The sequence below is a fragment of the Ramlibacter algicola genome, from assembly GCF_016641735.1.
Lineage (GTDB): Bacteria > Pseudomonadota > Gammaproteobacteria > Burkholderiales > Burkholderiaceae_C > Ramlibacter > Ramlibacter algicola.
The window spans coordinates 2,893,422-2,918,960 of record NZ_JAEDAO010000001.1 but is presented as its reverse complement, the minus strand read 5'-3'; the positions used below and the strand labels follow the sequence as shown (position 1 = coordinate 2,918,960).

21 protein-coding genes are annotated in these 25,539 nt (G+C 70.6%); 10 read left to right on the top strand and 11 right to left on the bottom strand.

All coding sequences use genetic code 11. The annotated features are described in order from the left end of the window. Positions 1–49 precede the first annotated feature (49 nt). The 4 genes from I8E28_RS14155 to I8E28_RS14140 all read right to left on the bottom strand — a co-directional run bounded on the left by I8E28_RS14155 (position 50) and on the right by I8E28_RS14140 (position 3,500). Positions 50–433, bottom strand: a complete 384-nt coding sequence (locus tag I8E28_RS14155) for a cupin domain-containing protein (protein ID WP_200788686.1) — start codon at positions 431–433, stop codon at positions 50–52. Between the two features lie 121 nt (positions 434–554). Beyond that, the gene (locus I8E28_RS14150) at positions 555–1,505 is read right to left on the bottom strand and encodes a CAP domain-containing protein (RefSeq protein WP_200788685.1); all 951 of its coding nucleotides are present in this window, start codon (positions 1,503–1,505) and stop codon (positions 555–557) included. Positions 1,506–1,557: 52 nt separating this feature from the next. Next, complete coding sequence (gene fghA / locus I8E28_RS14145) at positions 1,558–2,391, bottom strand: S-formylglutathione hydrolase (protein ID WP_200788684.1); 834 nt, start codon at positions 2,389–2,391, stop codon at positions 1,558–1,560. After that, positions 2,391–3,500, bottom strand: coding sequence for an S-(hydroxymethyl)glutathione dehydrogenase/class III alcohol dehydrogenase (locus I8E28_RS14140; protein ID WP_200788683.1), 1,110 nt, complete (start codon positions 3,498–3,500; stop codon positions 2,391–2,393). Before I8E28_RS14140 ends, fghA begins: the two co-directional genes overlap by 1 nt. A gap of 127 nt (positions 3,501–3,627) precedes the next feature. On the opposite strand from I8E28_RS14140, the gene I8E28_RS14135 reads away from it, so the two are divergent. Beyond that, positions 3,628–5,073 (top strand): RNB domain-containing ribonuclease, encoded by a 1,446-nt coding sequence (locus tag I8E28_RS14135; protein ID WP_200788682.1) that lies wholly within the window; start codon positions 3,628–3,630, stop codon positions 5,071–5,073. An 85-nt stretch (positions 5,074–5,158) separates the two neighbouring features. Here I8E28_RS14135 and I8E28_RS14130 read toward each other — a convergent pair whose 3' ends face one another. Further along, positions 5,159–5,476, bottom strand: a complete 318-nt coding sequence (locus I8E28_RS14130; protein WP_200788681.1) for an RNA recognition motif domain-containing protein — start codon at positions 5,474–5,476, stop codon at positions 5,159–5,161. 185 nt (positions 5,477–5,661) lie between these two features. Continuing rightward, positions 5,662–7,296 (bottom strand): ABC1 kinase family protein, encoded by a 1,635-nt coding sequence (locus tag I8E28_RS14125; RefSeq protein WP_200788680.1) that lies wholly within the window; start codon positions 7,294–7,296, stop codon positions 5,662–5,664. Positions 7,297–7,457: 161 nt separating this feature from the next. On the opposite strand from I8E28_RS14125, the gene I8E28_RS14120 reads away from it, so the two are divergent. Beyond that, complete coding sequence (locus tag I8E28_RS14120) at positions 7,458–8,978, top strand: methyl-accepting chemotaxis protein (RefSeq protein ID WP_200788679.1); 1,521 nt, start codon at positions 7,458–7,460, stop codon at positions 8,976–8,978. Here the strand turns inward: I8E28_RS14120 and I8E28_RS14115 are convergent. Further along, positions 8,966–10,249, bottom strand: coding sequence for a hypothetical protein (locus tag I8E28_RS14115; protein WP_200788678.1), 1,284 nt, complete (start codon positions 10,247–10,249; stop codon positions 8,966–8,968). The genes I8E28_RS14120 and I8E28_RS14115 overlap by 13 nt on opposite strands. 231 nt (positions 10,250–10,480) lie before the next feature. On the opposite strand from I8E28_RS14115, the gene I8E28_RS14110 reads away from it, so the two are divergent. Further along, positions 10,481–11,578: a hypothetical protein gene (locus I8E28_RS14110; RefSeq protein WP_200788677.1), complete on the top strand. Its 1,098-nt coding sequence runs from the start codon at positions 10,481–10,483 to the stop codon at positions 11,576–11,578. A 6-nt stretch (positions 11,579–11,584) separates the two neighbouring features. Here I8E28_RS14110 and I8E28_RS14105 read toward each other — a convergent pair whose 3' ends face one another. After that, the gene (locus tag I8E28_RS14105; RefSeq protein WP_200788676.1) at positions 11,585–11,884 is read right to left on the bottom strand and encodes a hypothetical protein; all 300 of its coding nucleotides are present in this window, start codon (positions 11,882–11,884) and stop codon (positions 11,585–11,587) included. 10 nt (positions 11,885–11,894) lie between these two features. Then, positions 11,895–13,169: a TIGR03862 family flavoprotein gene (locus I8E28_RS14100; RefSeq protein ID WP_338050785.1), complete on the bottom strand. Its 1,275-nt coding sequence runs from the start codon at positions 13,167–13,169 to the stop codon at positions 11,895–11,897. A 265-nt stretch (positions 13,170–13,434) separates the two neighbouring features. Here I8E28_RS14100 and I8E28_RS14095 point away from each other — a divergent pair, with 265 nt between their 5' ends. Further along, positions 13,435–14,577, top strand: a complete 1,143-nt coding sequence (locus I8E28_RS14095) for a N5-glutamine methyltransferase family protein (protein WP_200788675.1) — start codon at positions 13,435–13,437, stop codon at positions 14,575–14,577. Positions 14,578–14,621: 44 nt separating this feature from the next. Further along, positions 14,622–16,061 carry a CopM family metallochaperone gene (gene copM / locus I8E28_RS14090; protein ID WP_200788674.1) on the top strand — a complete coding sequence of 480 codons (1,440 nt, stop codon included), beginning with the start codon at positions 14,622–14,624 and terminating at the stop codon, positions 16,059–16,061. Here copM and I8E28_RS14085 read toward each other — a convergent pair. Both I8E28_RS14085 and I8E28_RS14080 read right to left on the bottom strand, forming a co-directional pair. After that, positions 16,058–16,720 (bottom strand): hypothetical protein, encoded by a 663-nt coding sequence (locus tag I8E28_RS14085; RefSeq protein WP_239027243.1) that lies wholly within the window; start codon positions 16,718–16,720, stop codon positions 16,058–16,060. The genes copM and I8E28_RS14085 overlap by 4 nt on opposite strands. Then, positions 16,717–18,120, bottom strand: coding sequence for a selenium-binding protein SBP56-related protein (locus I8E28_RS14080; RefSeq protein ID WP_200788673.1), 1,404 nt, complete (start codon positions 18,118–18,120; stop codon positions 16,717–16,719). The genes I8E28_RS14085 and I8E28_RS14080 overlap by 4 nt, the downstream gene beginning before the upstream one ends. Positions 18,121–18,276: 156 nt before the next feature. On the opposite strand from I8E28_RS14080, the gene creB reads away from it, so the two are divergent. The 5 genes from creB (at position 18,277) to I8E28_RS14050 (ending at position 25,506) form a co-directional block, all read left to right on the top strand. Further along, complete coding sequence (creB, locus tag I8E28_RS14075; protein ID WP_200788672.1) at positions 18,277–18,996, top strand: two-component system response regulator CreB; 720 nt, start codon at positions 18,277–18,279, stop codon at positions 18,994–18,996. Then, the gene (gene creC / locus I8E28_RS14070; protein WP_338050784.1) at positions 18,993–20,438 is read left to right on the top strand and encodes a two-component system sensor histidine kinase CreC; all 1,446 of its coding nucleotides are present in this window, start codon (positions 18,993–18,995) and stop codon (positions 20,436–20,438) included. The genes creB and creC overlap by 4 nt, the downstream gene beginning before the upstream one ends. A 194-nt stretch (positions 20,439–20,632) precedes the next feature. Beyond that, entirely contained in the window at positions 20,633–22,669 is a 2,037-nt protein-coding gene (locus I8E28_RS14065) for a VIT and vWA domain-containing protein (RefSeq protein ID WP_200788671.1), read from the top strand. Between the two features lie 15 nt (positions 22,670–22,684). After that, positions 22,685–24,169, top strand: coding sequence for an exosortase Q (xrtQ, locus tag I8E28_RS20745; protein WP_239027242.1), 1,485 nt, complete (start codon positions 22,685–22,687; stop codon positions 24,167–24,169). A 98-nt stretch (positions 24,170–24,267) separates the two neighbouring features. Next, complete coding sequence (locus tag I8E28_RS14050; protein WP_239027241.1) at positions 24,268–25,506, top strand: biosynthetic peptidoglycan transglycosylase; 1,239 nt, start codon at positions 24,268–24,270, stop codon at positions 25,504–25,506. The last annotated feature ends 33 nt before the right edge of the window (positions 25,507–25,539 follow it).

The following is a 25,539-nucleotide window of genomic DNA, read 5'->3' as shown; positions in this document are numbered from 1 at the left end:
CACCGACCCGCGCGGCGCGCAGCAACGGCACTGGCGGCGCACGGGCGCGTCAGCGCTTGGCGTACTGGTCGGCGCTCAGCACCTCGAGGCCCACGAAGGGCTTGTCGCCCTCCACCCAGGCGTCGTGCCCGGGCGGGATGGTGTACGACTCGCCGGCGCTGATCGACTGCTCGGTGCCGTCCTGCATGCGCACGGTCAGGCGGCCCTGGATCGCGTGGCCGACGTGCGAGAGCTGGCACTGCTCGGTCTTGACGACGGGCTTGACGCATTCGGACCAGCGCCAGCCCGGCTGGAACGTCATCCGGCCGATGGTGTAGCCCTCGAGCTTCACGACCTCGACGCGCGTCTTGTCGGGTGCACGCACTTCGTCCGGCGTGGCGTGCGACTTCACCTGCAGCTTCTCGACTTCGACCGGGGACAGGGTGGCTTCCATGGCTGGCCTCCATTCGTTGGGCAACGGAAGTCCAGTCTAGGAAGTGCAACGCACGCGGCGCACCAGGAGTGCGTCTAGGTGTCACGGCGCGCGTGCGCCGGCGCACGCACGGTGCGCAGCGTCAGTGCGCTGCGGTGGTGAAGGTGAAGCGCGTCGACCCCGCCGTGCCGCCGGCCGTGTAGTCGATCGCGACGGCATAGCTCGTCGTCGGCTGCAACACGTCGGGGATGACGCTGAACCATCCGCCCGTGAACTCGCCGTTCGGATCGGTGGTCGCGCCCGTGCCGTACAGCGCGAGCACCCGTACCGGACCCGACGGGCCGGTGATGGTGGCGGACGTGATGCGCAGGTTGTTGGGACCGGCGACGGTGATCGGCTGGCCCCACGCGGCCGAAGGATCGTTGGGGAAGGGCGAGGGCGTCTCGTTGGTGGCGCGCGGCACCGCGTCGGGCGTGCCTTCGCACGGGAAAGTCGCAACGCCTTGCGGGCCCTGGAAGGACGCGGACTGTTGCACGCCGAGGTTGGCCACCAGCGTGTCGCGCGCATTGACGGCGGTCCAGGCCAGGCCGACGTCGCGGAACCCCGTGAGCAGCGACTGCGCGTGGTACGGCGCCGCCAGCAGGTTGCGGATGGAGTCCGCGGCCGTCGAGCCCACGAAGAAGCCGCCGGTGGACAGGTCCTCGCCGACGGAGCCCGCGGGGTAGCCCGCGGCGACCGCACGCTCCAGCGCCGACGCGCCCGTGAAGCCGGGCTTGGACGGGTCTTCGCCATGGCCGAACTCGCCGTTGCGCGCCATGTAGCTGGCGTGCGCGGTGGCGGCCTGGTCGAGCGGGGCCGATTGCGCCAGCACCCCGAACCCGCAGCGCTGACGCGAAGCGTTCAGCTGGTCGAAGGCCAGCCGTTGCGCGCTGCCCGCCGCGTAGGTGGCGCCGGCAGCCGAGCTGGCGGGCGGCGGAGTGGTGGTGGCTGTGCTGGGCGGTGGCGCATCGCCGCCGCCACCGCCTCCGCAGGCGGCGAGCAAGGTGGCAAGGATGCTGGCGGCTGCGGCGAGGCGGAGGCGGTGGAACTTCATGCCTGCTAGACCCCACCGCCGGGCAAGGGTTCAGCTCGGCAGCGGAACTCCGTTAGCTGCGCAGCGCGGTCCCATGGTGCGCGAAGTGGTCGCCCAGGAAGCTGGCGATGAAGTAGTAGCTGTGGTCGTAGCCCGGCTGCAGGCGCAGCGTCAGCGGGTGGCCCGCGGCGGCGCACGCATCGCGCAGCAACTCGGGACGCAAGTGCTGCTGCAGGAACTCGTCGTCGGTGCCTTGGTCGACCAGCAGCGGCAGCCGCTCCTTCGCGGTCGCCACCAGGTCGACCGCATCCCACTCGCGCCAGGCGTTGCGGTCGTCGCCGAGATACGCGGTGAACGCCTTCTGCCCCCAGGGCACCTGCGAGGGCGCGACGATGGGCGAGAACGCGGACACGCTGCGGTAGCGGCCGGGATGACGCAGCGCCGTGACCAACGCGCCATGGCCGCCCATCGAGTGGCCGGCGATGCCGCGCGCCTCCGATGCGGGGAAGTGCTGTTCGACGAGCGCCGGCAACTCCTGCGCGACGTAGTCCTGCATGCGGTAGTGCCTGGACCACGGCGGCTGCGTCGCATCGAGGTAGAAGCCCGCGCCTTGCCCAAGGTCGTACGCCGGATCGTCGGCGACACCATCACCGCGCGGGCTCGTGTCCGGCGCGACGACGATCAGCTGGTGCCTGGCCGCGTGCCGCTGCGCGTCGGCCTTGGTGATGAAGTTCTGCTCGGTGCAGGTCAGGCCCGACAGCCAGTACAGCACCGGGCAGCGCTCGCCGCGCAGCGCCGCTTCGGGCAGGTAGACGCCGAAACGCATCTCGCACCCCAGCACCGCCGACGCGTGCTTCCACACGTCCTGGCGCCCGCCGTAGCTGGCGTGTTGCTCGACGGGCTCCATCAGAAGTGCACCACCGAGCGGATCGACTTGCCTTCGTGCATCAGGTCGAAGGCCTCGTTGATGCCCGCCAGCGGCATGGTGTGCGTCACGAAGGGCGCCAACCGGATCCGGCCGGCCATCGCGTCTTCGACCATGCCGGGCAGCTGGCTGCGGCCCTTGACGCCGCCGAACGCGGTGCCCATCCACTTGCGGCCCGTGACCAGCTGGAAGGGACGCGTGGAGATCTCCTGCCCGCTGCCGGCCACGCCGATGATCACGGACTGGCCCCAGCCGCGGTGCGCGCATTCGAGCGCGGCGCGCATGACGTTGACGTTGCCGATGCACTCGAACGAGTGGTCCACGCCCCAGCCGGTCATCTCGACAATCACCTGCTGGATCGGCTTGTCGTGGTCCTTCGGGTTGACGCAGTCCGTCGCGCCGAAGGTCTTCGCCAGTTCGAACTTCGCCGGGTTGGTGTCGACGGCGATGATGCGGCCCGCCTTGGCCATCGCGGCGCCATGCACCACGGCCAGCCCGATGCCGCCGAGCCCGAACACCGCGACCGAATCGCCTTCCTGGACCTTGGCCGTGTTCTTCACCGCGCCCAGGCCGGTGGTCACGCCGCAGCCCAGCAGGCACACCTGCTCGGGATTCGCGTCGCGGTTGATCTTCGCCAGCGACACCTCGGCCACCACCGTGTACTCGCTGAAGGTGGAGCAGCCCATGTAGTGGTACAGCGGCTTGCCCTCGTACGAAAACCGGCTGGTGCCGTCGGGCATCACGCCCTTGCCCTGCGTCGCGCGCACGGCGACGCACAGGTTGGTCTTGCCGCTCTTGCAGAACAGGCACTGCCCGCATTCGGCGGTGTAGAGCGGGATGACGTGGTCGCCGGGCTTGACGCTGGTCACGCCTTCGCCGACCTCGACGACGATGCCGGCACCCTCGTGGCCCAGCACGACGGGGAAGAGGCCTTCAGGGTCGTCGCCCGACAAGGTGAACGCATCGGTGTGGCAGACGCCGGTGTGCGTGATCTTCACCAGCACCTCGCCCTGCTTCGGCGGGGCGACGTCGATCTCGACGACCTGCAGCGGCTGGCCGGCTGCGAACGCGACGGCGGCTCGGGACTTCATGCTTGGGTTCTCCGGTGAGATGGTCGACGTGGATTGTCGCCCCCGCGAAGGCGGGGACGAGGCAAGGCGGAAGCGATGGATTCCCGCCTACGCGGGAACGACGAACCTGCTCGGCAGAATGATTCGCATGGACGCACCACCCCTGCTGGACCTCGCGATCGAAGCCATGCGCTCGCGTGGCCTGGAGCCCGATTTCCCGCCCCGGGTGGTGGCCGACGCCGAGTCGGCCCGGCCTTCCCGCAGCGGGAACGACGTGCGCGACCTCCGCAAGCTGCCCTGGTTCTCCATCGACAACGCCGACACGCGCGACCTCGACCAGCTCAGCGTGGTCGAGCCGATGGACAACGGCGCTGTCCGGCTGCTGGTGGCGGTGGCCGACGTCGACGTGCTGGTGCCGAAAGATGGTGCGATCGACCAGCACGCGGCCGTCAACACGACGTCGGTCTACACCGCGGCCGGCGTGTTCCCGATGCTGCCGGAGGTGTTGTCCACCGACCGCACTTCGCTGCACGAAGCGGTGGAGCGCGCCGCGGTGGTGGTGGACATGGAAGTGCAGGCCGACGGCCGCCTCGGCGCGGCGACGCTGTACGAAGCGGTGGTCGTCAATCGCGCCAAGCTCAGCTACGACGACGTGTCCGCGTGGCTCGACGGCCGCGGCGAGATGCCGGGGGATGGCAGCCTGGAGGCGCTGGAGGCGCAACTGCGCGTGCACGACGACATTGCGCGCCGCATGCGCAGCTGGCGTCGCGCGCACGGCGCGCTGGAGATCGACACCGTCTCCGCGCGTCCCGTGTTCCGCGACGGGGTGCTGGTCGACCTGCGCGCCGACGAGCGTGGCCGCGCCAAGGACCTGATCGCCGACCTGATGATCGCGGCCAACACGGTCACCGCGCGCTTCCTCTCGGACATGGGGTTTCCGTCGCTGCGCCGCTTCCTGCAGTCGCCGCGGCGCTGGGACCGCATCGAAGCACTCGCGACGAGCTACGGCGAGACACTGCCGGCCGAGCCGGATGCGATCGCGCTGCAGCGGTTCCTCGCGGCGCGGCGCGACGCCGAGCCGCGCGCCTTCGAGGACCTGTCGCTCAAGGTCGTGAAGATGCTGGGGCCTGGTGCCTACATGGCCGTGCAGGGCGACGGCGCCGATCCCGGCCACTTCGGCCTGGCCGCGAGCCACTACGCCCACTCGACGGCGCCGAATCGGCGCTATCCGGACCTGGTCACGCAGCGCCTGATCAAGGCTGCGATTGCCGGCGACCCACCGCCGTACGACCTGGACGCGCTGCGGGCGATCGCGCAGCACTGCACCGACCAGGAGAGCCACGCCGACGCGGTGGAGCGCCAGGTGCTCAAGGCCGCCGCGACGCTGCTGCTGCAGGACCGCATCGGTGACACCTTCGACGCCATCGTGACCGGCGCCGCGCCCAAGGGCACATTCGTGCGTATCGCGCAGCCGCTGCTGGAAGGGCGGCTGGAGCGCGGCTTCGAAGGCGCCGACGTCGGCGACGAACTGCGGGTGCGCCTGATCCGGCTGGACCCGAAGCAGGGGCACATCAACTTCGAGCGCGTCCCATGAAAAAACGCCCCGCGGCAGGGCCGTGGGGCGTCGTTCCTTGCGGGCATCAAGCGGCCGGTGAGGGCCGCGCGATGCTCAGCCGGCTTCAGTAGCGGTTGCCACCACCGTAGCCACCGCCGCCGTAGCCGCCGCCGCCGCTGCGCGGGGGGCGCGATTCCATCGGCTTGGCTTCGTTGACGACCATGTCGCGGCCGCCCATGTCCTGGCCGTGCAGGCCCTTGATGGCCGCCGCGGCTTCTTCCTGGGTGGCCATTTCGACGAAGCCGAAGCCCTTGGAGCGGCCGCTGTCGCGGTCCATGATCACCTTGGCGCTGTTGACGGAGCCGTAGGCGCTGAACGCGCGCTCCATGTCGCTGTCACCGAAGGAATAGGGCAGGTTGCCCACGTAGAGTTTGTTTCCCATGAAGATCTCCTGAAGGGAAATGGCCGCGCGGCGACATGCCGTGCGGTTGCACAACGCCAGAGAACATCGGGAGGGATTCGACGACGACGCGCCGGTTGCTAATCGGCGGAAGGGGAGACGAGACCTGGAGAACGACGATCTGTTGGAACGTCCAGCGGGCCGCATCTTACCAGCTTCCGCCGCGATCAGCCACGTGTTTTTCGGTATGCGCGGTCCTGCAGGTAGATGTTCACCAGCAGGTACACGCCGCCCAGCGCCGCGCCGATGAAGAACAGCATCGCCAGGCCCGGGTAGCCGAGCAGGCGGAAGTCGGTCTCCACCCGCATCAGCAGCGCGGCGCCGACGATCAGCGCGGCGAGCACCAGCCCGGTGGTGACGCGGTTGGCGATCTTCTGCATGCCCTCGATCATGTCGGCCGCGTCGGTGCGCACCTTGATCTCGAGCTCCTTCTCCGCCACCGCATCCATGATGCGGTTGACGCGGCGCGGCAGGCCGGCGGCGAAGTTCTTGAACTCCATCGCGGCGGTGAGGAGGCTGCCTTCGGTCGCCTCGCGCTTCATGCGCGTCGACAGCAACTTGCCCGCATGGCGGCGCACCGCGGCGTTGGGGTCGAACTGCGGATCGAGCACGCGCCCGATTTCGTCCAGTTGCAGCAGCGTCTTGGCCAGCAGCGCCAGTTCGCTGGGCACGAAGAAGCCGCAATCGGCGGCCACGGTGCTGATGTCCAGCAGCGTCTGCCCCACGCTCACGTCCTTCAGCCCGCGTCCCTGCTGGCGCGCGACCAGCAGGCCCATGCGGCGGCGGAAGTCGGCGACGTCCGCGTTCTCGGTGCGCTCGCTGACCTGGATGAGCGATTCCGCCGCCTGTTCGCTGCGCCCGTCGCTCACCGCCAGCAGGATCTTGAGCAACTGCTCCTGCATGCCGGGCGTCGTGCGGCCCACCATGCCCAGGTCCAGCAACGCGAGCCGGCCGTCGTCGGTGATGAACACGTTGCCCGGGTGCGGGTCGGCGTGGAACAGGCCGTCCACCAGCACCTGCTTCAGGTAGGCGTGGAACAGCTCGTCGAGCAGCGTAGTGCCGTCCACCTCCAGCCGCGTGTAGCCCGAGAGCCTGGTGATCTTGGTGCCGTGCACGCGCTCCATCGTCAGCACGCGCTTCGTGCAGTAGTCGGGGATGGGCTGCGGCACCGCCAGGTGCTCGAACTCGCGCAGGCTGCGGCCGACCGCCACCAGGTTCTCGGCCTCGCGCTCGTAGTCCAGTTCCTCCTGGATCGAGACGCGGAACTCCTCCAGCATCAGCCGCAGGCGATGCCGCCGGCCGACGTCGGTGTGGGCGTCGAGGAACTGCGCGATCTGCGTCAGCACGTCGAACTCCTCGGCGACCTGCTTGACCACGCCGGGGCGCTGCACCTTCACCACGACCGGCGTGCCGTCGCGCAGCGTGGCCGAGTGCACCTGGCCCAGCGACGCGGCCGCGATCGGCTCCGGGTCGAAGGTCTCGAACGCCTTGGAGATGCGGGCGCCGAGCTCTTCCTCGACGATGGCGCGGACCTCGTCGAACGCGAACGGCTTCACGTCGTCCTGCAGGCGCGCCAGCGCTTTCACGTAGACCGCGGGCAGCAGGTCGGGGCGGCTGGACAGCACCTGTCCCAGCTTGACGTAGGCCGGCCCCATCGACTCGAGGTCGTCGGCCAGTTGTTCGGCGCGTTCGCGCGTGGCATCGTCGCCGGAGGCATCGTTCGCGCGAACGGCTCGCCCGTGTTTCCACATCAGGCCGGCGATCTGCTTCCAGCGCTGCAAGTGTTCCATCTTGGCTGTCATGCGGGACCCGCAATGCTTCGTTGCGGCCCAGTGTCGCGGCGCCGCAGGCCCGGCCGTCTAGGTGCGAGGCGCATCGCGCTGTCGGAAATTCGACGGTTGACCGCTCCGGAAGAGGGGGCGAGCTCATCCGGCCGCAGCGGATCAGCGATGATCGGGGACAAATGAAGTTCCCTGGTGTCCCCTCCACCCCGCGGCAGTTCTGGGGAAGCGGGTTGCTGCTGGCCGCAGTCGCCGGCCTTGCTGCCATTCCCTTCGTCGTTCCCGAGGCCGGCTCCTGGGCCGGAGCCTTCGGTGCCGGCGCCGCTTGCGGTGCGGTCATCGCGTGGTCGCTGCGCCCGCGTCGCGAGAGAGCGGTTGCCGCATTGACCGCTGCCGCGCAGCGGCTGGCGGCGGGCGACGTCGGCGTCCCGGTGCGGGTGCCGGACGCCCATGAGCTCACCGAACTGGCCCGGGCTCTGGAGCAACTGCGCGAAGGCCTGTTCCGCGTGATCGGCCGCGTGCGGGTCGGCACCTCATCGATCGCGTCCGCCGCGGGCGGCTTGAGTACCGACAACACGGCGCTCGCCGAGCGCACCGATGGCCAGGCGGGTTCGCTGGAAGAGACGGCGTCGGCCATGGAGCAGTTGGCCGCCACCGTGCGCCAGAACGCCGACAACGCCCACGAAGCCAGGGCCATCGTCACGCAGGCGCGCGACTCGGCCGCCCGCGGCAGCCGCGTGGTGGCCGAGGTGGTCGACAGCATGGGCGTGATCCAGGAGCGCTCGCGCCGCGTCGCCGAAATCATTGCGGTGATCGACGGCATCGCGTTCCAGACCAACATCCTGGCGCTCAACGCGGCGGTGGAGGCGGCGCGTGCCGGCGAGGAGGGCCGCGGCTTCGCGGTCGTCGCCGGCGAGGTGCGCTCGCTGGCCAAGCGCGTGGCCGACGCCGCGCGCGAAGTCCGCGGCCTGATCGCCGATGCGGGCCAGCAGGTGCAGGCCGGCGGCGAGCGCGCGGGCCACGCGCGGGTCGCGATGGACGAGATCGTGGGCGATGTCACCCGGGCGGCCGCGCTGGTGAACGACATCGCGGCGGCCAGCTCGGAGCAGAGCGCCGGCATCGAGGAGATCAACCGCGCGGTGCTGCAGATCGACGGCACGACGCAGCAGAACGCCGCGCTGGTGCAGGAGCTGGCGCGGTCGGCGGCCGTCCTGCAGCAGGAGGCGGAGCAACTCACGGATGCGGTCGGTGGCTTCGACCTGGGCGAGCGCGAATTCGCGCACGCCGACGAGGCCGTCGCCATGGTGCGCGCCGGCGTCGCATTCGCGCGCGAACGTGGCCGCGACGCGCTGGTGCAGGAGGTCAACCGGCTCGCGAGGGGGCGCTTCGTCGACCGCGACCTCTACCTCAGCGTGTACGGGCTCGACGGCCGCGTGTCCGCGCACGGCACCAACCCGCGCCTGTGGAACATCGACTGGACCACCTACCGCGGCAGCGATGGCCGGCTGTTCATCGCCGAGATTGTCGCCGGCGCGCAGTCCCGCGGTCACGGTTGGATCGACTACCAGTGGAAGCACCCGGTGTCCAAGCGGATGCTGGTCAAGACGGCGTACTTCGAACGCTGCGGCGACGTGGTGGTCGCCTGCGGCGTGTTCAAGCAGGCATCGCAGCGCCGTCCAGCACTCGCCCGTCAGCAGACGTAGCGCGACCAGTAGGCCGTGTTGGTCGGCACGATGTTCCGGAAGTTCGTGGCCGTCGCGATGTAGTTGAGGCCGTTGTACGACACGATGCTGCCGGTCGTGTACCTGGTGCCCTGCTTGTAGGGCGCGATCACGCCGCACGACGAGGGCGCGGGTGTCGGCGCCGGAGTCGGAGCTGGCGTGGGAGCTGGTGTCGGAGCTGGTGTCGGAGCTGGCGTGGGTGCGGGAGTCGGGGCCGGGGTGGGTGCAGGTGCACCGGCCATGGCCAGGTAATCGAACACCGAGACGTCGCCCGTGCCCACCACCGGCTCGACGCCCAGTTCGGTCGAGACGAGGTACTCGTTGCCCACCGCCCAGGGCTGCCCGCACGGATCCTGGCGCCCGATCATGTAGTTCACCAGGGCCGCGAAGTCGATGTCGCCCGTGACCGGGCCATCGGGCACGAACGCGATCATCTTCCAGCCCGTCCTGCCGTAGGCGCCGTTGAGGCTGCCGAAGTCATAGCGCCAGCACCCGTCCGCGCCCTTCGTGATGTAGACGTGCCACAGGCGGCCGCCGATGGTCGCGTCGTGGTCGTACCACGCCGGGTTGCGGCCGTTCGGGTACGCGCCGTACCCGCCCCAGTTGCCCAGCGGCACCATGATTTCATGCGTGATCGACGAGGCGGCGAAGCCCACGTCCTGCTTCGGGCTGGACTGCAGCCACAGGTCGTACGTCAGCTGGCCTTGCCCCGTGGGCGCCACCGCGTGGCGCCAGTTGGCTTTCGCCGTCACGCCCGAGAGCGGCAACTGCCGAGGCAGCCCCGTGCCCGGGGTCCCGCTGGTGGGCGCCTGCGTGCGCACCGTGCCATCAGGCAGCTTGATGTCGTACGAGCCCGCGAACTTCGACGTCGAGGAGTAGTGCCCGGGCTTCGCTCCGTGGATGGCCGCCGGATAGCCCTTGACCTCGGTCGTGCCTTGCGGCCAGTTCCAGCGCATCCGGTACGCGACTTCGCCGTTGGGCCCCCAGGCGTTCCAGACGCCGATCTCCTGGCTGAACTGGCCTTCGCGCAGGCGGCCTTGCCCCCACCGGTTGTCGTCGACCCAGTCCGCCTGCGTGGCGGGGCCCGTCTGCAGGACCACCGTGGGCGACGGCGCGGCGGTGATCGGCGGCGGACTGGTCTGCGCGCCCGCCGACGCTGCGACGCCTGCCAGCAGTGTCGCGAGCAGTCCGTCGCACCGCTTGCCGTCCGCTGGTGAACGGGGGCGGGCGGCCCGTGGTGTGGTGCGCGTCATGGTGCTTGCGGGGCGGAGGCGGTGTGCTGGGACGGCAGTCTCCTGCCCGCGTCGCGCCAACGCCAAGCCAGCCGTGCGTAAAACCTGTGCTTGCCGCTCGACGAACTGCATCGACCCACCGGAACCGTGTGTGGAGTGCTGCAAGCGGCAACAACGGGACGTTCGTCCCTTGCCAGCCCGCAACCGCTGGCGCACTCTCGCCGGCCCGAAACCACATCCACGACGGCCGTCATGCCAGCAAGGTCCTTCCACCAACGCCTGCGCACGGCGCTCGCCTGCCTGGCGTGCGCCTGCGTGCCGGCACCCGCCTTCACGCAGGTCGCGCCGAATGCACCCGTGCAGCCGACGTCCCCGGCGACTGCCGCGACGTCCCAGCAGACCGGTGGCCTGTGGCTCACGACCTCGCGTGCCGGGGAACTCGCGCGCAGCCAGCTCGCGCGCCTTGCCGATGGCAGCTACGTGGCCGTGCGCGACAGCAGGGGCCCCGGGCAGGGTGGGGACGGCACCGTGTTCGTCCGGCGTGTAGACGCGAGCGGCACCGTGCTCGGTGCAGAGACCGCAGTCGCTGCCGGCAGCGCGCCGGACGTCGCCGCGTTCCCGGATGGCACGTTCGTGGTGAGCTGGCTGGCGCCGCCCCCGCCAGCGTTCAGCCTGACCGTGCCGGTGCGGGGACAGCTGTTCGACGCTTCGGGCGTCGCGCAGGGAGCCGCGATGGACTTGGGCGAGACTGGGCGGACGGCTACGGTGACGGCGCTGTCCGATGGCAGCTTCGTCGTCGCCACGTTCGGGAACTTCAGCCGCGTGAATGGCCCAGCGGGATTCCTGCGCGCGTACACCCGCAACGGGACCGAGACGGCCTTCCAGGCCGCGTTGCACGAAGACGCTTGCGGCATCGACGGACCGCCTGCGGTGTCCGCGTTGGCTGCCGGCGGCTTTGCCGTGGCGTGGCCCTATGCGTGTGTCGGCGCTCCCCAGGTGCGCATGCGCGTTTACGGTGCCGCCGGCGGTGTCGCGGCAAGCAGCCGCATGACGGTCGGCCAGTCGGGCGACCGGGTCATGGTGGGGTTGGCCGCACTGAGCAGCGGGAATCTCGCGCTCGAATGGACGCTAGGGTCGACCACGGTGCGCCAGCTGCATACGCTGGTCACGACCCTCCGCTTGACGGACTCGCCCGCAGGCGCCACCACCATCCCCCTCCTGCCGGGCCGCACGCCGGGCCAGGTGCAGGCCCTTCCCGATGGTGGATTCGTGATCCCCTGGTCGGCGGCGAATGCGGGCGAAGCGCGGGTGCCCGTCAGCAGGTTCTCCGCTGCCGGCGAGCCGCTGTAGGGGCCCTCAGGGCTGCGAGCCCAGCAGCCCGGCGATGGCCGCCAAGTGCGCGTCCTTCAGCTGCTGCGGCTTGACCTCGTCCTCGGCCGCGGTCTCGTCCTCGTGGCCCTGGATCGCGGCGCGCATCTCTTCCGTGCTGCCCCAGGTGATGACTTCGCCCTTGGGGCACAGGTGCCGCAGCGTGTGGTACCAGTAGTAGCCGTCGGCGCCGCCGAACAGCTTGTCGATGCCGGTCAGGTCGTTGGGCTTGACGCCGTGCTGGCGCAGGAGGTCGTCGAGCACGGCGTGGGACAGGGTGAAGGCCATCGCCCGGATTCTAGGCACTTGCCCGGACGTGCTCATCGAGCCACCGCGCCACGCCCTCGCCGGCCGTGCGGCCGGTCGCCATGCAGGCGGTGAGCAGGTAGCCGCCGGTGGGCGCTTCCCAATCGAGCATCTCGCCGGCGCAGAACACGCCGGGCAGGGCGCGCAGCATGCCGTTGCCATCGAGCGCGTCGAAGGGCACGCCGCCGGCGGTGCTGATCGCCTCGTCGACGGGCCGGGGACGCACCAGCGTCAACGGCAGCGCCTTGAGCAAAGGCGCGAGCTGCTCCGGGTCGTGCAGTTGTTCCGGCGTGAGCAGCTCGTGCAGCAAGGCCATCTTGAGCCCCGCGATGCCCAGGCGGCTCTTGAGGTGCGTCGACAGGGTGCGCGTGCCGCGTGGCCGGCGCGTCTCGGCCAGCACCTGCGCCGCGCCGTGTTGCGGCAGCAGGTCGATCCACCAGGTCGCGCGGCCGTCGCGCGCGATCGCATCCCGCAGCGGCGCCGAGAACGCATAGACCAGGCTGCCTTCGATGCCGGTGTCGGTCAGCACGAATTCGCCCTGCTGGCTGGCTTCGGGTGCTTGGCCCTCGAGGCGCGCGGCCACCGGCTTGACCGGCTGGCCGGCGAAGCGCGAGCGCAGGTGGTCGCTCCAAGCCGTCGTGCCGGGACGCGTGGCTGCGACGTCGAAGCCGCAGTTGGATGGCTGCAGCGGCGCGATGGCCACGCCGCGTTCGGCGAGCAGCGGCACCCAGGCGCCGTCCGAGCCCAGGCGTGGCCAGTTGGCGCCGCCAAGCGCGAGCACGGTCGCGCGGGTGGCGTGGGTGATGCGTCCCGTGGGCGCGTCGAAGACGAGTTCACCCGTCGTCGGGTCCCAGCCTTGCCAGCGATGGCGCGTGTGGAAGCGGACGCCGGCCGCGCGCAGGCGGTGCAGCCAGGCGCGCAGCAGCGGCGCGGCTTTCAGGTCGGTGGGGAACACGCGGCCCGAGGTGCCGACGAAGGTCTCGATCCCCAGGTCGGCGGCCCATTGCCGCACTTCGGCGCTGCCGAAAGCAGTGATCGCGTCCCGCAGCGTGTCGCTGCGATCGCTGTAACGCGCGAGGAAAGGCTCGGGTGGCTCCGAATGGGTGAGGTTGAGGCCGCCGCGGCCGGCCAGCAGGAACTTGCGGCCCACGGAGGGCATCGCGTCGAACAGGTCGACCGCGACGCCGCGCTGCGCCAGCACCTCGGCCGCCATCAGCCCGGCGGGGCCGCCGCCGACCACGGCGGCGCGCTTGGGAGAAGAAGTCACGCGGGGATTGTCGTTGCACCACCGTTGCCATTCCGGCGGAAGCCGGAATCCATGCTCGTGCTTGCAGCGGAGTGCTCGGGCGAGCCGGCGATCACGTCAGGCGGCGCCTGCCGGGTCCTCATTCTCCGTCGTCTCCGTTGCGCGGCCAGCGCTTGGCGCGCTGTCCTCTGCGAACAGTCGCGCTGTGCTTGGCGGGCGCGGGGCCGCGCGGTCCGAACTCGCCGGAATCACAGGCTGGAGGATGACAGGGACGACAATCCCCACGATGACTTCACCGGACGCGACCGTCGTGCAATGGCAGGAGCGCGGCGAGGCGCGGCAGGCGCGCTGGCGGTCCGAATCGGGCTGGCCGGCGCCGAAGCAGGTGCAACTCGCCGACGACCAGCTCACCGCGGACACCGCGTACCGCGCGGCTTGCGAAGGCACGGCGCTGCTGTGGCGCGGCGATTTCCAGAACGCGCGGCAACTCCTGCAAGCGCTGGGACGGCGGCTCGATCGCTCGTCGCGCAAGCGGCCCGATGCGGCGGCATCGCCCGCCGACCTGTTCTACCGCTACCGCCAGGAGCAGGGCCGTCGCGCGCGCGTGCTCGGCTTGCTGGTGGTCGAAGTGCAGGGCGATCACGTGATCGACCTGCGGCGCGCGCCCGACCTGCGGGTCGCGTGCACCGAAGCATGGGGACCGCCGGACGGGCAGCCGTGCGTCGTCGCGTTGCGTGAACTGATCGGCCTGGTCGGCGCGCACGAGTGGCGCAAGAACGGCGTCGAGGTGCCGGTGCTCGGCGCCCGCATCCACCCGCACTACGGCGTGTTCTCGCCGGTGCGCGGCGAATACCTCGACCTGGTCGCGAAGGCGCCGCTGCCCGCGGACAAATCCCTGTCCTGGGACATCGGCACCGGCACCGGCGTGATCGCCGCCTTGCTCGCGAAGCGTGGCATCGAACGCGTCGTCGCGACCGACCTCAGCCCACGCGCGCTCGCTTGCGCGCGCGACAACATCGGCCGCTTGCACTTGCAAGACCGCGTCGAGATCGTCGAAGCCGACCTGTTCCCGCAAGGCACCGCGCCGCTGATCGTCTGCAACCCGCCCTGGCTGCCCGGCAAGCCCAGCAGCCTGCTGGACCAGGCGATCTTCGACCCGGCAAGTCGCATGTTGCGCAGCTTCCTGGCGGGATTGCGCTTGCATCTCGCGCCGGGCGGCGAGGGCTGGCTGGTGCTGTCGGACCTGGCGGAACACCTGGGCCTGCGCACGCGCGAGGATCTGCTTGGCTGGATCGCGGCGGGCGGCCTCGTCGTGCGCGAACGCCTCGACGTGCGGCCGCGCCATCCGAAGGCCGGCGATCCCACCGATCCACTGGCCCAGGCCCGCAGCCGCGAAGTCACTTCTCTGTGGCGACTCGCCCCCGGTTGACCACTGTCAACCACGGGAGGGCCGCGTCGTGGCAACCTTCCGGCATGGATTCCACGAGCTCCCGCATCCGCCGCCTGGCGACGCGCGCGCTGCCCGGCCTCGCGCTCGGCGCGCTGCCGCTGCTGGCCCAGGCCCACGTCAAATGGTTCGCGCCCTACATCGTCGAGGCGCCGCCGCAGCGCATCAGCGAAACGCTGCACGACCCCTGGTTCTGGACCGGCATCGGGCTGGTGCTGGTGTTCTTCCTCGCCACGCGCGCCATCGAGCGCACGAAGCTGGGCGAAGGCATCCTGCACGGCTTCGACGTGGTGACCGGTCCGCTGTGGTCGCGCAACGACGACTTCATGCGCTTCATCATCGCGGCCTTCTTCGTCGCGATCTTCGCGGTCGGGGGCGTGTACCTCACGCCGGACCTGAAGACCTCGAGCGAGTGGGTCTCGTGGATGCAGCTGGTGATCGCCGGCCTGGTGTTCTCGCGCCGCACGATGCCGCTGGCTGCCGCCGGAATCATCGGGCTGTGGCTGCTGGCGCTGTCGCAGTACCAGCTGTTCCACCTGCTGGACTACCTGGCGCTCGGCGTCGGCGTCGCGGCCTACCTGGTGCTGGCCGCGTCGGACAACCCCGAGTGGAACCGGTACCGCTTCGTCGTCCTGCGGTGGGGCGTGGCCATCGCGCTGATGTGGTCCAGCCTGGAGAAGTTCGCCTATCCCGACTGGTTCTACCCGCTGGTGGAGGAGAAGCCTTTCCTCACGTTCGGCATGCCGCGCGACGCGTTCATCCCGATGGCGGGTGTCGCCGAGTTCACGATGGGCTTCGGCCTGCTGTGGACGGCGCTGATCCGGCGCCTGTCGGCGCTGACGCTGTTCATCATCTTCAACATGGCCGTGTACCCGTTCGGCCGGCTGGACATGGTGGGCCACGCGCTGATCATGGCGGTGATCGTGGTCATCTTCGCCGACCCGACGCCGCAGGTGCGCTTCGCGATCCGGCGGACGCTCAGCGCCATCCCGGTGACGCTGGTCGCGACGATGGCCGCCTTCACCATGGGCTACTGGGGCCTGCACCACGCGCTGTACGAGGACGACGCCAATGCCGCCGTCGCCTCCGCCGCGGCGCGCTCGACCCACACGCATGACCCCGAGCGGCCGCATGCGGCGCTGCCGGCGGCTGAACCGAAGCAGGAGCCCGCGGGGCACGCCGGCCACGGCGCGCCGGCGGCCGCTTCGAGCAGCACGGCACAGGAGGCCTACCTGGCCAGCATGTCGCGCATGCACGGCGACATGGAAGCCGGCGTGCGGCATCCGGATGCCGACCAGGCCTTCGTGCGCGGGATGATTCCGCACCACCGGGCCGCGGTGGACATGGCGAAGATCCAGCTGAAGTACGGCAAGGACCCGGGCATGCGCCAGCTCGCGCAGCAGATCATCGCGGCCCAGGAGCACGAGATCGCCGACATGCAGGCCTGGCTGAAGGCGCGCGACTAGAGCGCCGCGAGCACGCCCGCGCCGCCCGCGACCACCAGGCTGGCCGCCCACACGAGATCCAGGTTGAGCCAGGCGCGCCTCAGCGCCTCGAGCCCGAGGTAGCGATACACGGCCCACGCCGCGGCCAGGCCGGCGGCCATCATGGCGAGCGTATGCACGGCGGCGACGGACACCGCGGTGGCCAGGTTGGACTGCGCCAGGACGGCGTCCACCGTCGCATGCGCGGTGCGGACGGCGCCCGCGTCAGGCGCTTGCGCGCACAGGCCCAGCATGAAGGGCAGCAGCATCAACCCGGCCCCGTGCGCGGTGGCCATCAGGAACGACCACCACGCCAGCTGCGTCGGGCGGACGCGGGCCAGCGCGCGTGGATGGCGGCGCTGGACCAGGCGCCAGGCGCCGAACAGGATGACGGTGACGCCGGCCGCGAGCTGGATCGTGCGGCTCCACGCCGCATACGCGGCGAGCCAGGCAAAGGGGACCAGCACGACGGCCATGGCCGCCAGGTGCCCGCCGCCCAGTGGCAGCACCGTGGCGACCACGGCACCCCCGCGCCGCGCCATCAGCCCGTTCGCCACGGCCAGCGGCCAGCCCATCGCGGGGTTCAGCCCGTGCCACGCGCCCAGCGCGATGATCGTGAGCCACAGCGCCGGGGTGCTCAAACCGACGGGTAGCAGAAGGAGTCGGTCGAGCAGTCGCCGCCTTGCAGCCGCACCTGGTGGGCGCCGTAGCCGTCGCCGAACTCGACGTAGAAGCCGGGGTCCAGCTCCATGCCGCCGCCCGGCTGCACTCGGCACATCACCTGCACGCCCGGAATGCCATCGGGATAGAACTGGGCGTCCCACGTGCTGTACAGCGAGTTGGTGAAGTACACGCGGCGGCCGTCGCGGCTGATCTCCGTCATCTGCGGGCCGCCGCCGAAGGGCTTGCCATTGGGATGGCCGTAGCGGTTGGCGATGCCGCCCAGGCGCACGCTGCCGGCCAGGCGCGGCGCCATCGGGTCGCTGACGTCGTACTGCCTCAGCTCGCCCGTGCCCCAGCAGGCGACATAGAGGAAGCGGTCGTCGAGCGACAGGTCGATGTCGCTGACCAGCGGCGGCACCGCGCCGAAGCCCTTGAGCAACGCCGGCAGCTTGGCAGCGTCCGCCGGCTCCGCCGGCACCGTGGCGGTCTTGCGGGCGTGGAACTTGCCGTCCTCGCGCCACCAGGTCCAGATCGAGGCTTCCAGGTTGGTCGTGTCCACGACCACGCCGACGAAACCGTACTCGCGCGTCGGGTCGTGCGCGGGCCGCACCTCCAGCGCCATCTGGTGGTTCTCGCCCAGGTCGATCGTCTGCACGTGGCGGCGATCGCGCAGGTCCCAGAAGTGCAGGCGGTGGCCGTACTTGTTGCCCAGGAGGTCCTCGGCGACCAGGCCCTGCTCGAACTGCGGCGGCAGTGCCCACTCGCTGGACACCATGTAGTCGCGCGGCAGGTTCCACCAGAAGTCGTAGTGCAGCTGCTGCGGGCCGCGGTCGATCTCCCAGCGGCCCAGCACCTCGAAGGTCTGGCAGTCCATGATGAAGACGCCGGGCGGGCCGATCGCGCCGTCGGTGCCGCCGCCGCCCAGCGTGCTCACGTAGATGCCCTCCGGGCCGCAGTGCACGGTGTGCGGGCGCGAGTAGCCGGTCTTGCTGCGGATCTCGTCCGGCTCGATGGTCTTGACCAGGCGCGGCTGGGTCGGGTCGGGCTGGGTGTCGAAGATGTACATGCGCGACGTGCGCATGCCGGGCACGATGAGGTAGCGGCGCTGCAGGAACGCATGGCCGGTCAGCGGCGACAGCGAGGAGCTGCAGGCGTTCCAGCCGAAGTGGTGCAGCTCGTCGCCGCGATTGGGCAGCTCCGCGCGGCTGAGCACCTTGCCGTAGGTGGACGATGTCTCGTCGACGTCGACCACGGCCAGCGCGTCGGGCCGCGAGCGGTCGGGCGACAGCAGCGCCGTGTACGCCAGGCGTTCTTTCTCGGCCTGCATCGCCAGCTTGGGCGAGGGATGGAACGTCGGGTCGGGTCGCAGGGTGTCCATGGCGGCCTCCTGGTCGGCTGCTTGAATCGCAGAACCCTAGGCCGCGGGGTGCGGATGTCAAGGAGACAGATGTCCTGTGCGCGTCGGCCCCGCCGTTCCCTGCGTCGACAGGGCGCGGCGGCTCGTGCATCATCCCGCCACCTCTGCAGTCCCGGCATGACCAAACCCCGCATCCTCGTCGTCGAAGACGAATCCGGCATCGCCGACACGATCCAGTACGTGCTCGCGACCGACGGCTACCAGCCGGTGTGGTGCGCCACCGCCGAACAGGCGATGGCCGAATTCCAGGCGCAACTGCCAGCGCTGGCCATCCTCGACGTCGGCTTGCCGGACCGGAACGGCTTCGAGCTGTTCAAACAGCTGCAGGCGTTGCCCGGTGGCGCCGACGTGCCGATGCTGTTCCTCACCGCGCGCAGCGACGAGATCGACCGCGTGGTCGGCCTCGAACTGGGCGCCGACGACTACATCGCCAAGCCGTTCTCGCCGCGCGAGCTGGTCGCCCGGGTGCGCACGATCCTGCGGCGAAGCAACGGCCGCGCGCCGGCGGCCGCGGCGGCAGCGCCGGCACCCGTGGTGCCCTTCGCCGTCGACGTCGAGAAGCGCCAGATCCGTTACTACGGCCGCCCGCTGGAGCTCTCGCGCTACGAGTTCGGCCTCTTGCGCCTGCTGGTGCACAAGCCCGGCCGCGTCTACACGCGCGACGAATTGCTGGCGCAGGTGTGGGACGACCACAGCGACAGCTTCGATCGCACGGTCGACGCCCACATCAAGACGCTGCGTGCCAAGCTGAAGGCCGTGGCGCCCAACGTCGAGGCGATCCGCACGCTGCGCGGGACCGGCTACGCGCTGGCCGAGGACCTGCCGCCCGCGCCGTGATCGCCGTCAGCAAGCGCAACCGCATCTTCGTCGGCATCCTGCTGATCTACGTGGTCGGCATCGCGTTCCTGCTGTACCGCGTGCTGGCCGACCTGGACCCGCGCTACCGCGAGTCGGCCGAGGAGTCGCTGGTCGAGACCTCGCAGGTGCTGGCCAGCCTGGTGGAGCAGGACGTCATCTCCGGCGCCATCGACCCGTCGCGGCTGGATCCGCTGTTCCGCTCGGTCTACGCGCGCCAGTTCCAGGCCCGCATCTACGGCCTGACCAAGGAGAAGGTCGAACTGCGCATCTACGTCACCGACCGCGCGGGGCAGGTGGTCTACGACTCGTTCGGCAGCAACACGGGCAAGGATTTCTCCAACTGGCGCGACGTGAAGCTCGGGCTCAAGGGCGAGTACGGCGCGCGCACCACGCCCGACGTGGCCGACGACCCGCTGACGTCGGTGATGTACGTCGGCGCGCCGGTGCGTGCGGGCAACGAGATCGTCGGCGTGGTGACGGTGGGCAAGCCGGTGCAGAGCTTCGGCCAGTTCGTCGACGCGGCGCGGCGAAAGACGCTGTACGTCGGCCTGTATTCGGCGGCGGCCGTTCTGCTGCTGGCGGTGATCGTGTCGGTCTGGCTGGTGCGGCCGTTCGGGTTGATCGGCGACTACGTGCGCTACGTGCGGTCGCAGCGGCGGCTGAACCTGCCGCGGCTGGGACGCCGCGCGCTCGGCGTGATCGGCGCCGCGTTCGACGAGATGCGCGACGCGCTGGCCGGCCGCAACTACGTCGCCGACTACGTGCAGACGCTGACGCACGAGGTGAAGAGCCCGCTGTCGGCGATCCGCGGCGCCGCCGAACTGCTGCAGGAGCCGGGCATGCCGCCCGAGCAGCGGCAGAAGTTCCTGGCCAACATCACACGCGAAACGCAGCGCATCCAGGAGCTGGTCGACCGGATGATGGAGCTCACCGCGCTGGAGTCGCGGCGCTCGCTGGACCACGTCGAGCCGGTGGCGCTGGCGGCGCTGCTGCAGGAGGTGGTGGCGACGGCCGCCGATGCGGCCTCGACGCGGCAGGTGCACGTGCAGCTGGCGGTGCAGGACGACGCGGAGGTCGACGGCGACCCGTTCCTGCTGCGGCGCGCGGTGAGCAACCTGCTGGACAACGCCGTGGACTTCTCGCCGGCGCAAGGGGTCGTGCAGGTCACGCTGCGGCGCCGTGGCCGGTCGGCCGTGATCGAGGTGGCGGACCAGGGACCGGGGATTCCGGATTACGCGCAGGACAAGGTGTTCGAGAAGTTCTATTCGCTTGCCCGGCCGCAGACGAAGAAGAAGAGCACGGGCCTGGGGTTGTCGTTCGTGCGCGAGATTGCGGCCCTGCACCTGGGGAAGGTGGAGCTGGTGAATGCGCCCGAGGGTGGGGCGGTGGCGCGGTTGTCTGTGCCTGTGGGGACGGCCTAGTTGTCATTCCGGCGAAAGCCGGAATCCATCGTCGTGCGGCGCTTGCGCGCCTTCGTGTGGATTGCGAGTCAAGCCCGCAGACAAACAGCCCGACTTCACACCGACTTCACACAACCCGCTCCTCCACTTCCCACTCCCTCCCCACTGCACCGCGAATCTCCTGCCCGTGCACCCCGCACGGACCGGAGACCACGATGCAGCACCCCACCTTCTCGCAAGCCGCCTGGCGCTGGCTGGCGATCGCCACCGCCAGCGCCGCCGCCGCCGGCTTCCTCGCCACCTCGCCCGCGCGCGCCCAGGACATCGCGCCGCGCCTGCAGACCGAGAGCCCGTACTTCTTCGTCAAGAGCCAGGATCCCAGCGTCGACAAGCTGCCGCTGAAGGCCACCAACGTCGACGTGCGCATCTCCGGCGTGATCGCGGACGTGACGGTCACGCAGCAGTACCGCAACGAGGGCACGCGGCCGATCGAAGCGAAGTACGTGTTCCCCGGCTCCACGCGCGCGGCGGTGCAGGGCATGAACGTGCGGCTCGGCGACCGGCTGGTCACCGCGCAGATCAAGGAGAAGCAGAAGGCGCGCATCGAGTACGACCAGGCGAAGAACGAGGGCAAGACCGCGGCGCTGCTGGAGCAGCACCTGCCCAACGTGTTCCAGATGAACGTCGCCAACATCCTGCCCGGCGACGACGTGAAGGTGGAACTGCACTACACCGAGCTGCTGGTGCCGCAGGCGGGCAACTACCAGTTCGTGTTCCCGACCGTCGTCGGCCCTCGCTACAACAGCCCGCAGTCCGGGAACGCCGGCGCCAGGTGGGTGGCGCAACCCATCCTGCCCGCCGGCGAGCCGACGCCGTCGAAGTTCGACATCAAGGTCGACGTCGCCAGCCCGATCGGGATCAAGGAGGTCCGCTCGCGCACGCACCCGGTCGAAGTGACGGCGCAGGGCGACCAGCGCGCCAGCGTGGCGCTGGTCGGGGGCGCGGCGGCGAACGACCGCGACTTCATTCTCGACTACCGCCTCGCGGGCGACCGCATCGAGTCGGGCGTGATGCTGTACCGCGGCCCGGACGAGAACTACTTCCTCGCGATGGTGGAGCCACCCAAGCACGTGCAGCCGCAGGCGATCAGCCCGCGCGAGTACATCTTCGTGGTCGACATCTCGGGCTCGATGCACGGCTTTCCGCTCGACACCGCCAAGGCGATGCTGCGCAGCCTGATCGGCGGCCTGAAGCCCAGCGACAGCTTCAACGTGCTGGTGTTCGAGGGCAGCAACAAATTCCTGGCACCGAAGTCGGTGCCGGCGACGCGCGCGAACATCGAGCGGGCCATCGACACGCTGGAGCGCTTCCGCGGCGGCGGCAGCACCGAGCTGATCCCGGCACTGAGCCGCGTGTACGCCGAGCCGAAGGCGTCGCAGGACGTCGCGCGCACGATCGTCGTCGTCACCGACGGCTACGTGACCGTGGAGCGCGAAGCATTCGAGCTGGTGCGCAAGAACCTGTCGCAGGCCAACCTGTTCGCGTTCGGCATCGGCAGCTCGGTGAACCGGCACCTGATCGAAGGCCTGGCGCGAGCCGGCATGGGCGAGCCCTTCGTGATCCTCAACGCCGGCGAAGCGCCGGAGAAGGCCACGCGCTTCCGCCAGATGATCGAGTCGCCCGTGCTCACCAGCGTGAAGGCGCGCTTCGACGGCCTGGACGTGTACGACGTCGAGCCGAAGCAGCTGCCCGACGTGCTGGGCGAGCGCCCGGTGCTGGTGTTCGGCAAGTGGCGCGGCGAGCCGGACGGGCAGGTGGTGATCGAAGGCCGCACGCCCGACGGCCCCTACCGCACCGTGCTGCCGGTCGCCGGCAACGTGGCGCAGGACACGCCGGCGCTGCGCTCGTTGTGGGCCCGCCACCGCATCGCGAGCCTCACCGACCAGGAAGCGCTGGAAGGCGGCGACCGCCTGCGCGCCGAGATCACGGAGCTGGGCCTGCACTACAGCCTGCTGACGCAGTACACGAGCTTCCTCGCCGTCGACAGGATCGTGCGCAACACGCAGGTGGGCGACACGCCGTCGGTGGACCAGCCCTCGCCGATGCCGCAGGGCGTGAGCAACCTGGCCGTCGGCGCCGAAGTGCCCGGCACGCCGGAACCCGCGTCCTGGGGCGCGGTGCTGGTGCTCGCGTCGGTGCTGGCGATGCTGGCGCGACGCGCCCGTCGCCAGCGGCACGGGTTCACGGCCTGAGCGCAGGAGGACGCCATGCTTCGTGCTCGCCTGCTCGGCACGCCGAGTGCGCTCTCGGCGGGGATCGCGATCGACCGTGCCCCGCCGCTGATGTGGCTCGGATTGCTGGCCGCCGCGCTGCTGCCCACGTGGATGTGGATGGCGCGGCGGCTGGTGGATCGCTCCGACGATCCGCTCGGGATCCTCGCGTTGGGGGCGCTGCTCGTGCTCGGCTGGTGGTGGCGCGATTCGCTGCGCGCGTCGCCCAGGCTCGGGTGGATGGTGCTGGCGCTGGCGGGCGCCGTGCTCGCGAGCTTGGGGCAGGGCGCGCTGCCGCCACTGCTGTGCGCGCTGGCCGCGCTGCTGGCTGTCGGTTGCGCGCTGGCGGCCTTCCTGCCGTGGTGGGTGCCGAGCGGGCCGGTGCTCGGGCTGTCGGTGCTGGCGCTGCCGCTGCTCGCGTCGCTGCAGTTCTATGCCGGCTACCCGTTGCGGGTCGTGACGGCGGAGGCGAGCCGCTGGCTGCTGGCGCCGTTCTTCATGGCCGAACGCACGGGGACCGCGCTGCGGGTCGACGGCCAGCTGGTGATCGTCGATGCGCCGTGCTCGGGCGTGCAGATGCTGTGGATGGGCGAGTTCACCGCCTGCGTCGTCGCGCTGCTTGCGTGGCGCGGCGACCGCGCGTTCCTCACGCGGCTGCCGCTGGTGAGCGCGATCGTGCTGGTCGGCAATGTGGTGCGCAATGCGGTGCTCGTGGCATTCGAAGCCAGCGGCGCCGCTCTGCCGGCCTGGGGGCATGAAGGCGTCGGATTGGTGGTGCTGGCGGTGGTGTGCACCGCGATCGCGTGGGTGATGCAGGTGCCTTTCGTCATTCCCGCGAGTAGTAGGCCTGCCCCCGCGAAGGCGGGGGCGGGAATCCATCGCTTACGCCTTCTTCGAGGTCGGAATGGAAGCGATGGGTCCCCGCCCCCGCGGGGACGATGGATGGTGGAGAACACCTTCGTCCGCCGGGTGGCGGTGAAGGTCGCGTGGGCGCTGCTGCTGCCCACGTGCCTCGCCACGGGCTGCTGGCGCGCGTTGCATGCGAGCACGGTGACGCCGGCGATTGTTCCGCAGGAAGCGCCGATGGAATGGCACGGCAACCCGCTGCGCCCGCTCGCGCTCTCCGACGTCGAGGTGCGGTTCGCGCAGCGCTTTCCCGGCTCGCTCGCCCGCCTGACCGACGGCCACGACGTGCTGGTGCTGCGCACCGTCCAGCGGCCCACGCGCATGCTGCATCCCGCGGCTGACTGCTACCAGGGGCTGGGCTGGCGCGTGGCGGAGCAGAAGCTGCAGCAGGACGGGGCGGGCGAGCTGTGGCGCTGCTTCATCGTCGAGCGCGGCGGCGTCCGCCAGCGCGTGTGCGAACGCATCGTCGACGCGCAAGGGCGCGGCTTCACCGACGCGTCGGCCTGGTATTGGGCCGCGGCGCTCGGGCAGTCGCAGGGGCCGTGGCAGGCGTTCACGGTGGCGAGTCCGCTATGAAGGCCCCGTCACTGTCGTCGTCCATGCGGGGCTGGCGCCCCTTCGTGTGGATTGCGGGTCAAGCCCGCAATGACAACTTCCACGGAACACGCATCCTCATGTGGTTCGCCATCCTTCTCACGCTGCTCGTCGCCGCCGTGCTCGGCGCCTTCCTCGCCATCCGCGCCGCGCTCGCGCCGCTCCCTGGCGAGTGGTCCGTCCCCGTCGCGGCCGGACCCGTCCGCATGACCGTCGGCGTGCCCTCCGCGATCCGGCTTGCGACTTCGTGGTGGGGCGGACCGCTGCTCGCCGGCCACTCACTGCCGACGCGCCACGGTCGCCTCGCGTTCGCCTGGCGCGACGGCGTCCTGCACGTGCGCTGCCGACCCTGCGTGCTGCAGCCGCCGGGCCTGGGCACGGAGGCGCTGCAACTGGACGAGGTCGCGTTCACCGTACGGCGGGACATGGACCGGCTGGCGGGCGAGATCCACGCCGGCCGGGTGCAGGGCCAATGGCGCGGCTCCCTGCAGGCCGACCGCATGCAGGTGCGGCTCGACGTGCCTTGGACCTCGCTGGCCGACGGCTATGCGTTGGTCGCCGCGCAGGTGCCGGAGGTCCGGCGCGCGCACATCGAAGGCCGCTTCTCGCTCACCGCAGAGTTCTCGCTGCCGGCCGGCACGCTCGCGATCAGCCCGCGGATCGAAGGCTTCCAGGTCGCAGGGCTCGGCACCGAGAGCTGGGCGAATGCGGTCAACGCCTGCGGCCGCCGCGACAGCCGCCTGACGGCCGACCACTGGATCGCGCGCGCGGTGATCGCCGCCGAGGACCAGCGCTTCTGGGAGCACCCCGGCTACGACCTGCGCGAGATGGCGGCGGCGCTGGTGCGCAACGAGGAAGCGCAGCGGGTCGAGCGTGGCGCCAGCACCTTGTCGCAACAGGTGGCCAAGCTCCTGGTCGCCGGCGGCGAGCGCAGCCCGGTGCGCAAGCTGCGCGAGCTGCTGTACGCCGTGGAGATGGAGCGTACGCTGGGCAAGGCGCGCATCCTGCGGCTGTACCTCGACACCGCGCCTTGGGGCGAAGGCCTGTGCGGCGCAGACGCAGCTGCGATGCACTACCTGGGCGTCCGCGCACGCGACCTGAAGCCGGGGCAGGCGAGCTGGCTGGCGGCGATGCTGCACAACCCGCAGCAGGAAGCGCGGCGCTGGGCGGAGACGGGGCAGATCAACCTCGCACGTACGCAGTGGGTGGCGCTGGCATTGAAGGGGATGTCGCGCGAGCGGAAGCTGGTGCTGGCGCAGGCGATCGCCGGGGTGGATTGGGCGCCGCGGTGGGCGGAGCCGAAGGCTGAGGTGAAGTGATGGCGAGAATGGACGCCTTGGATTCCCGCCTCC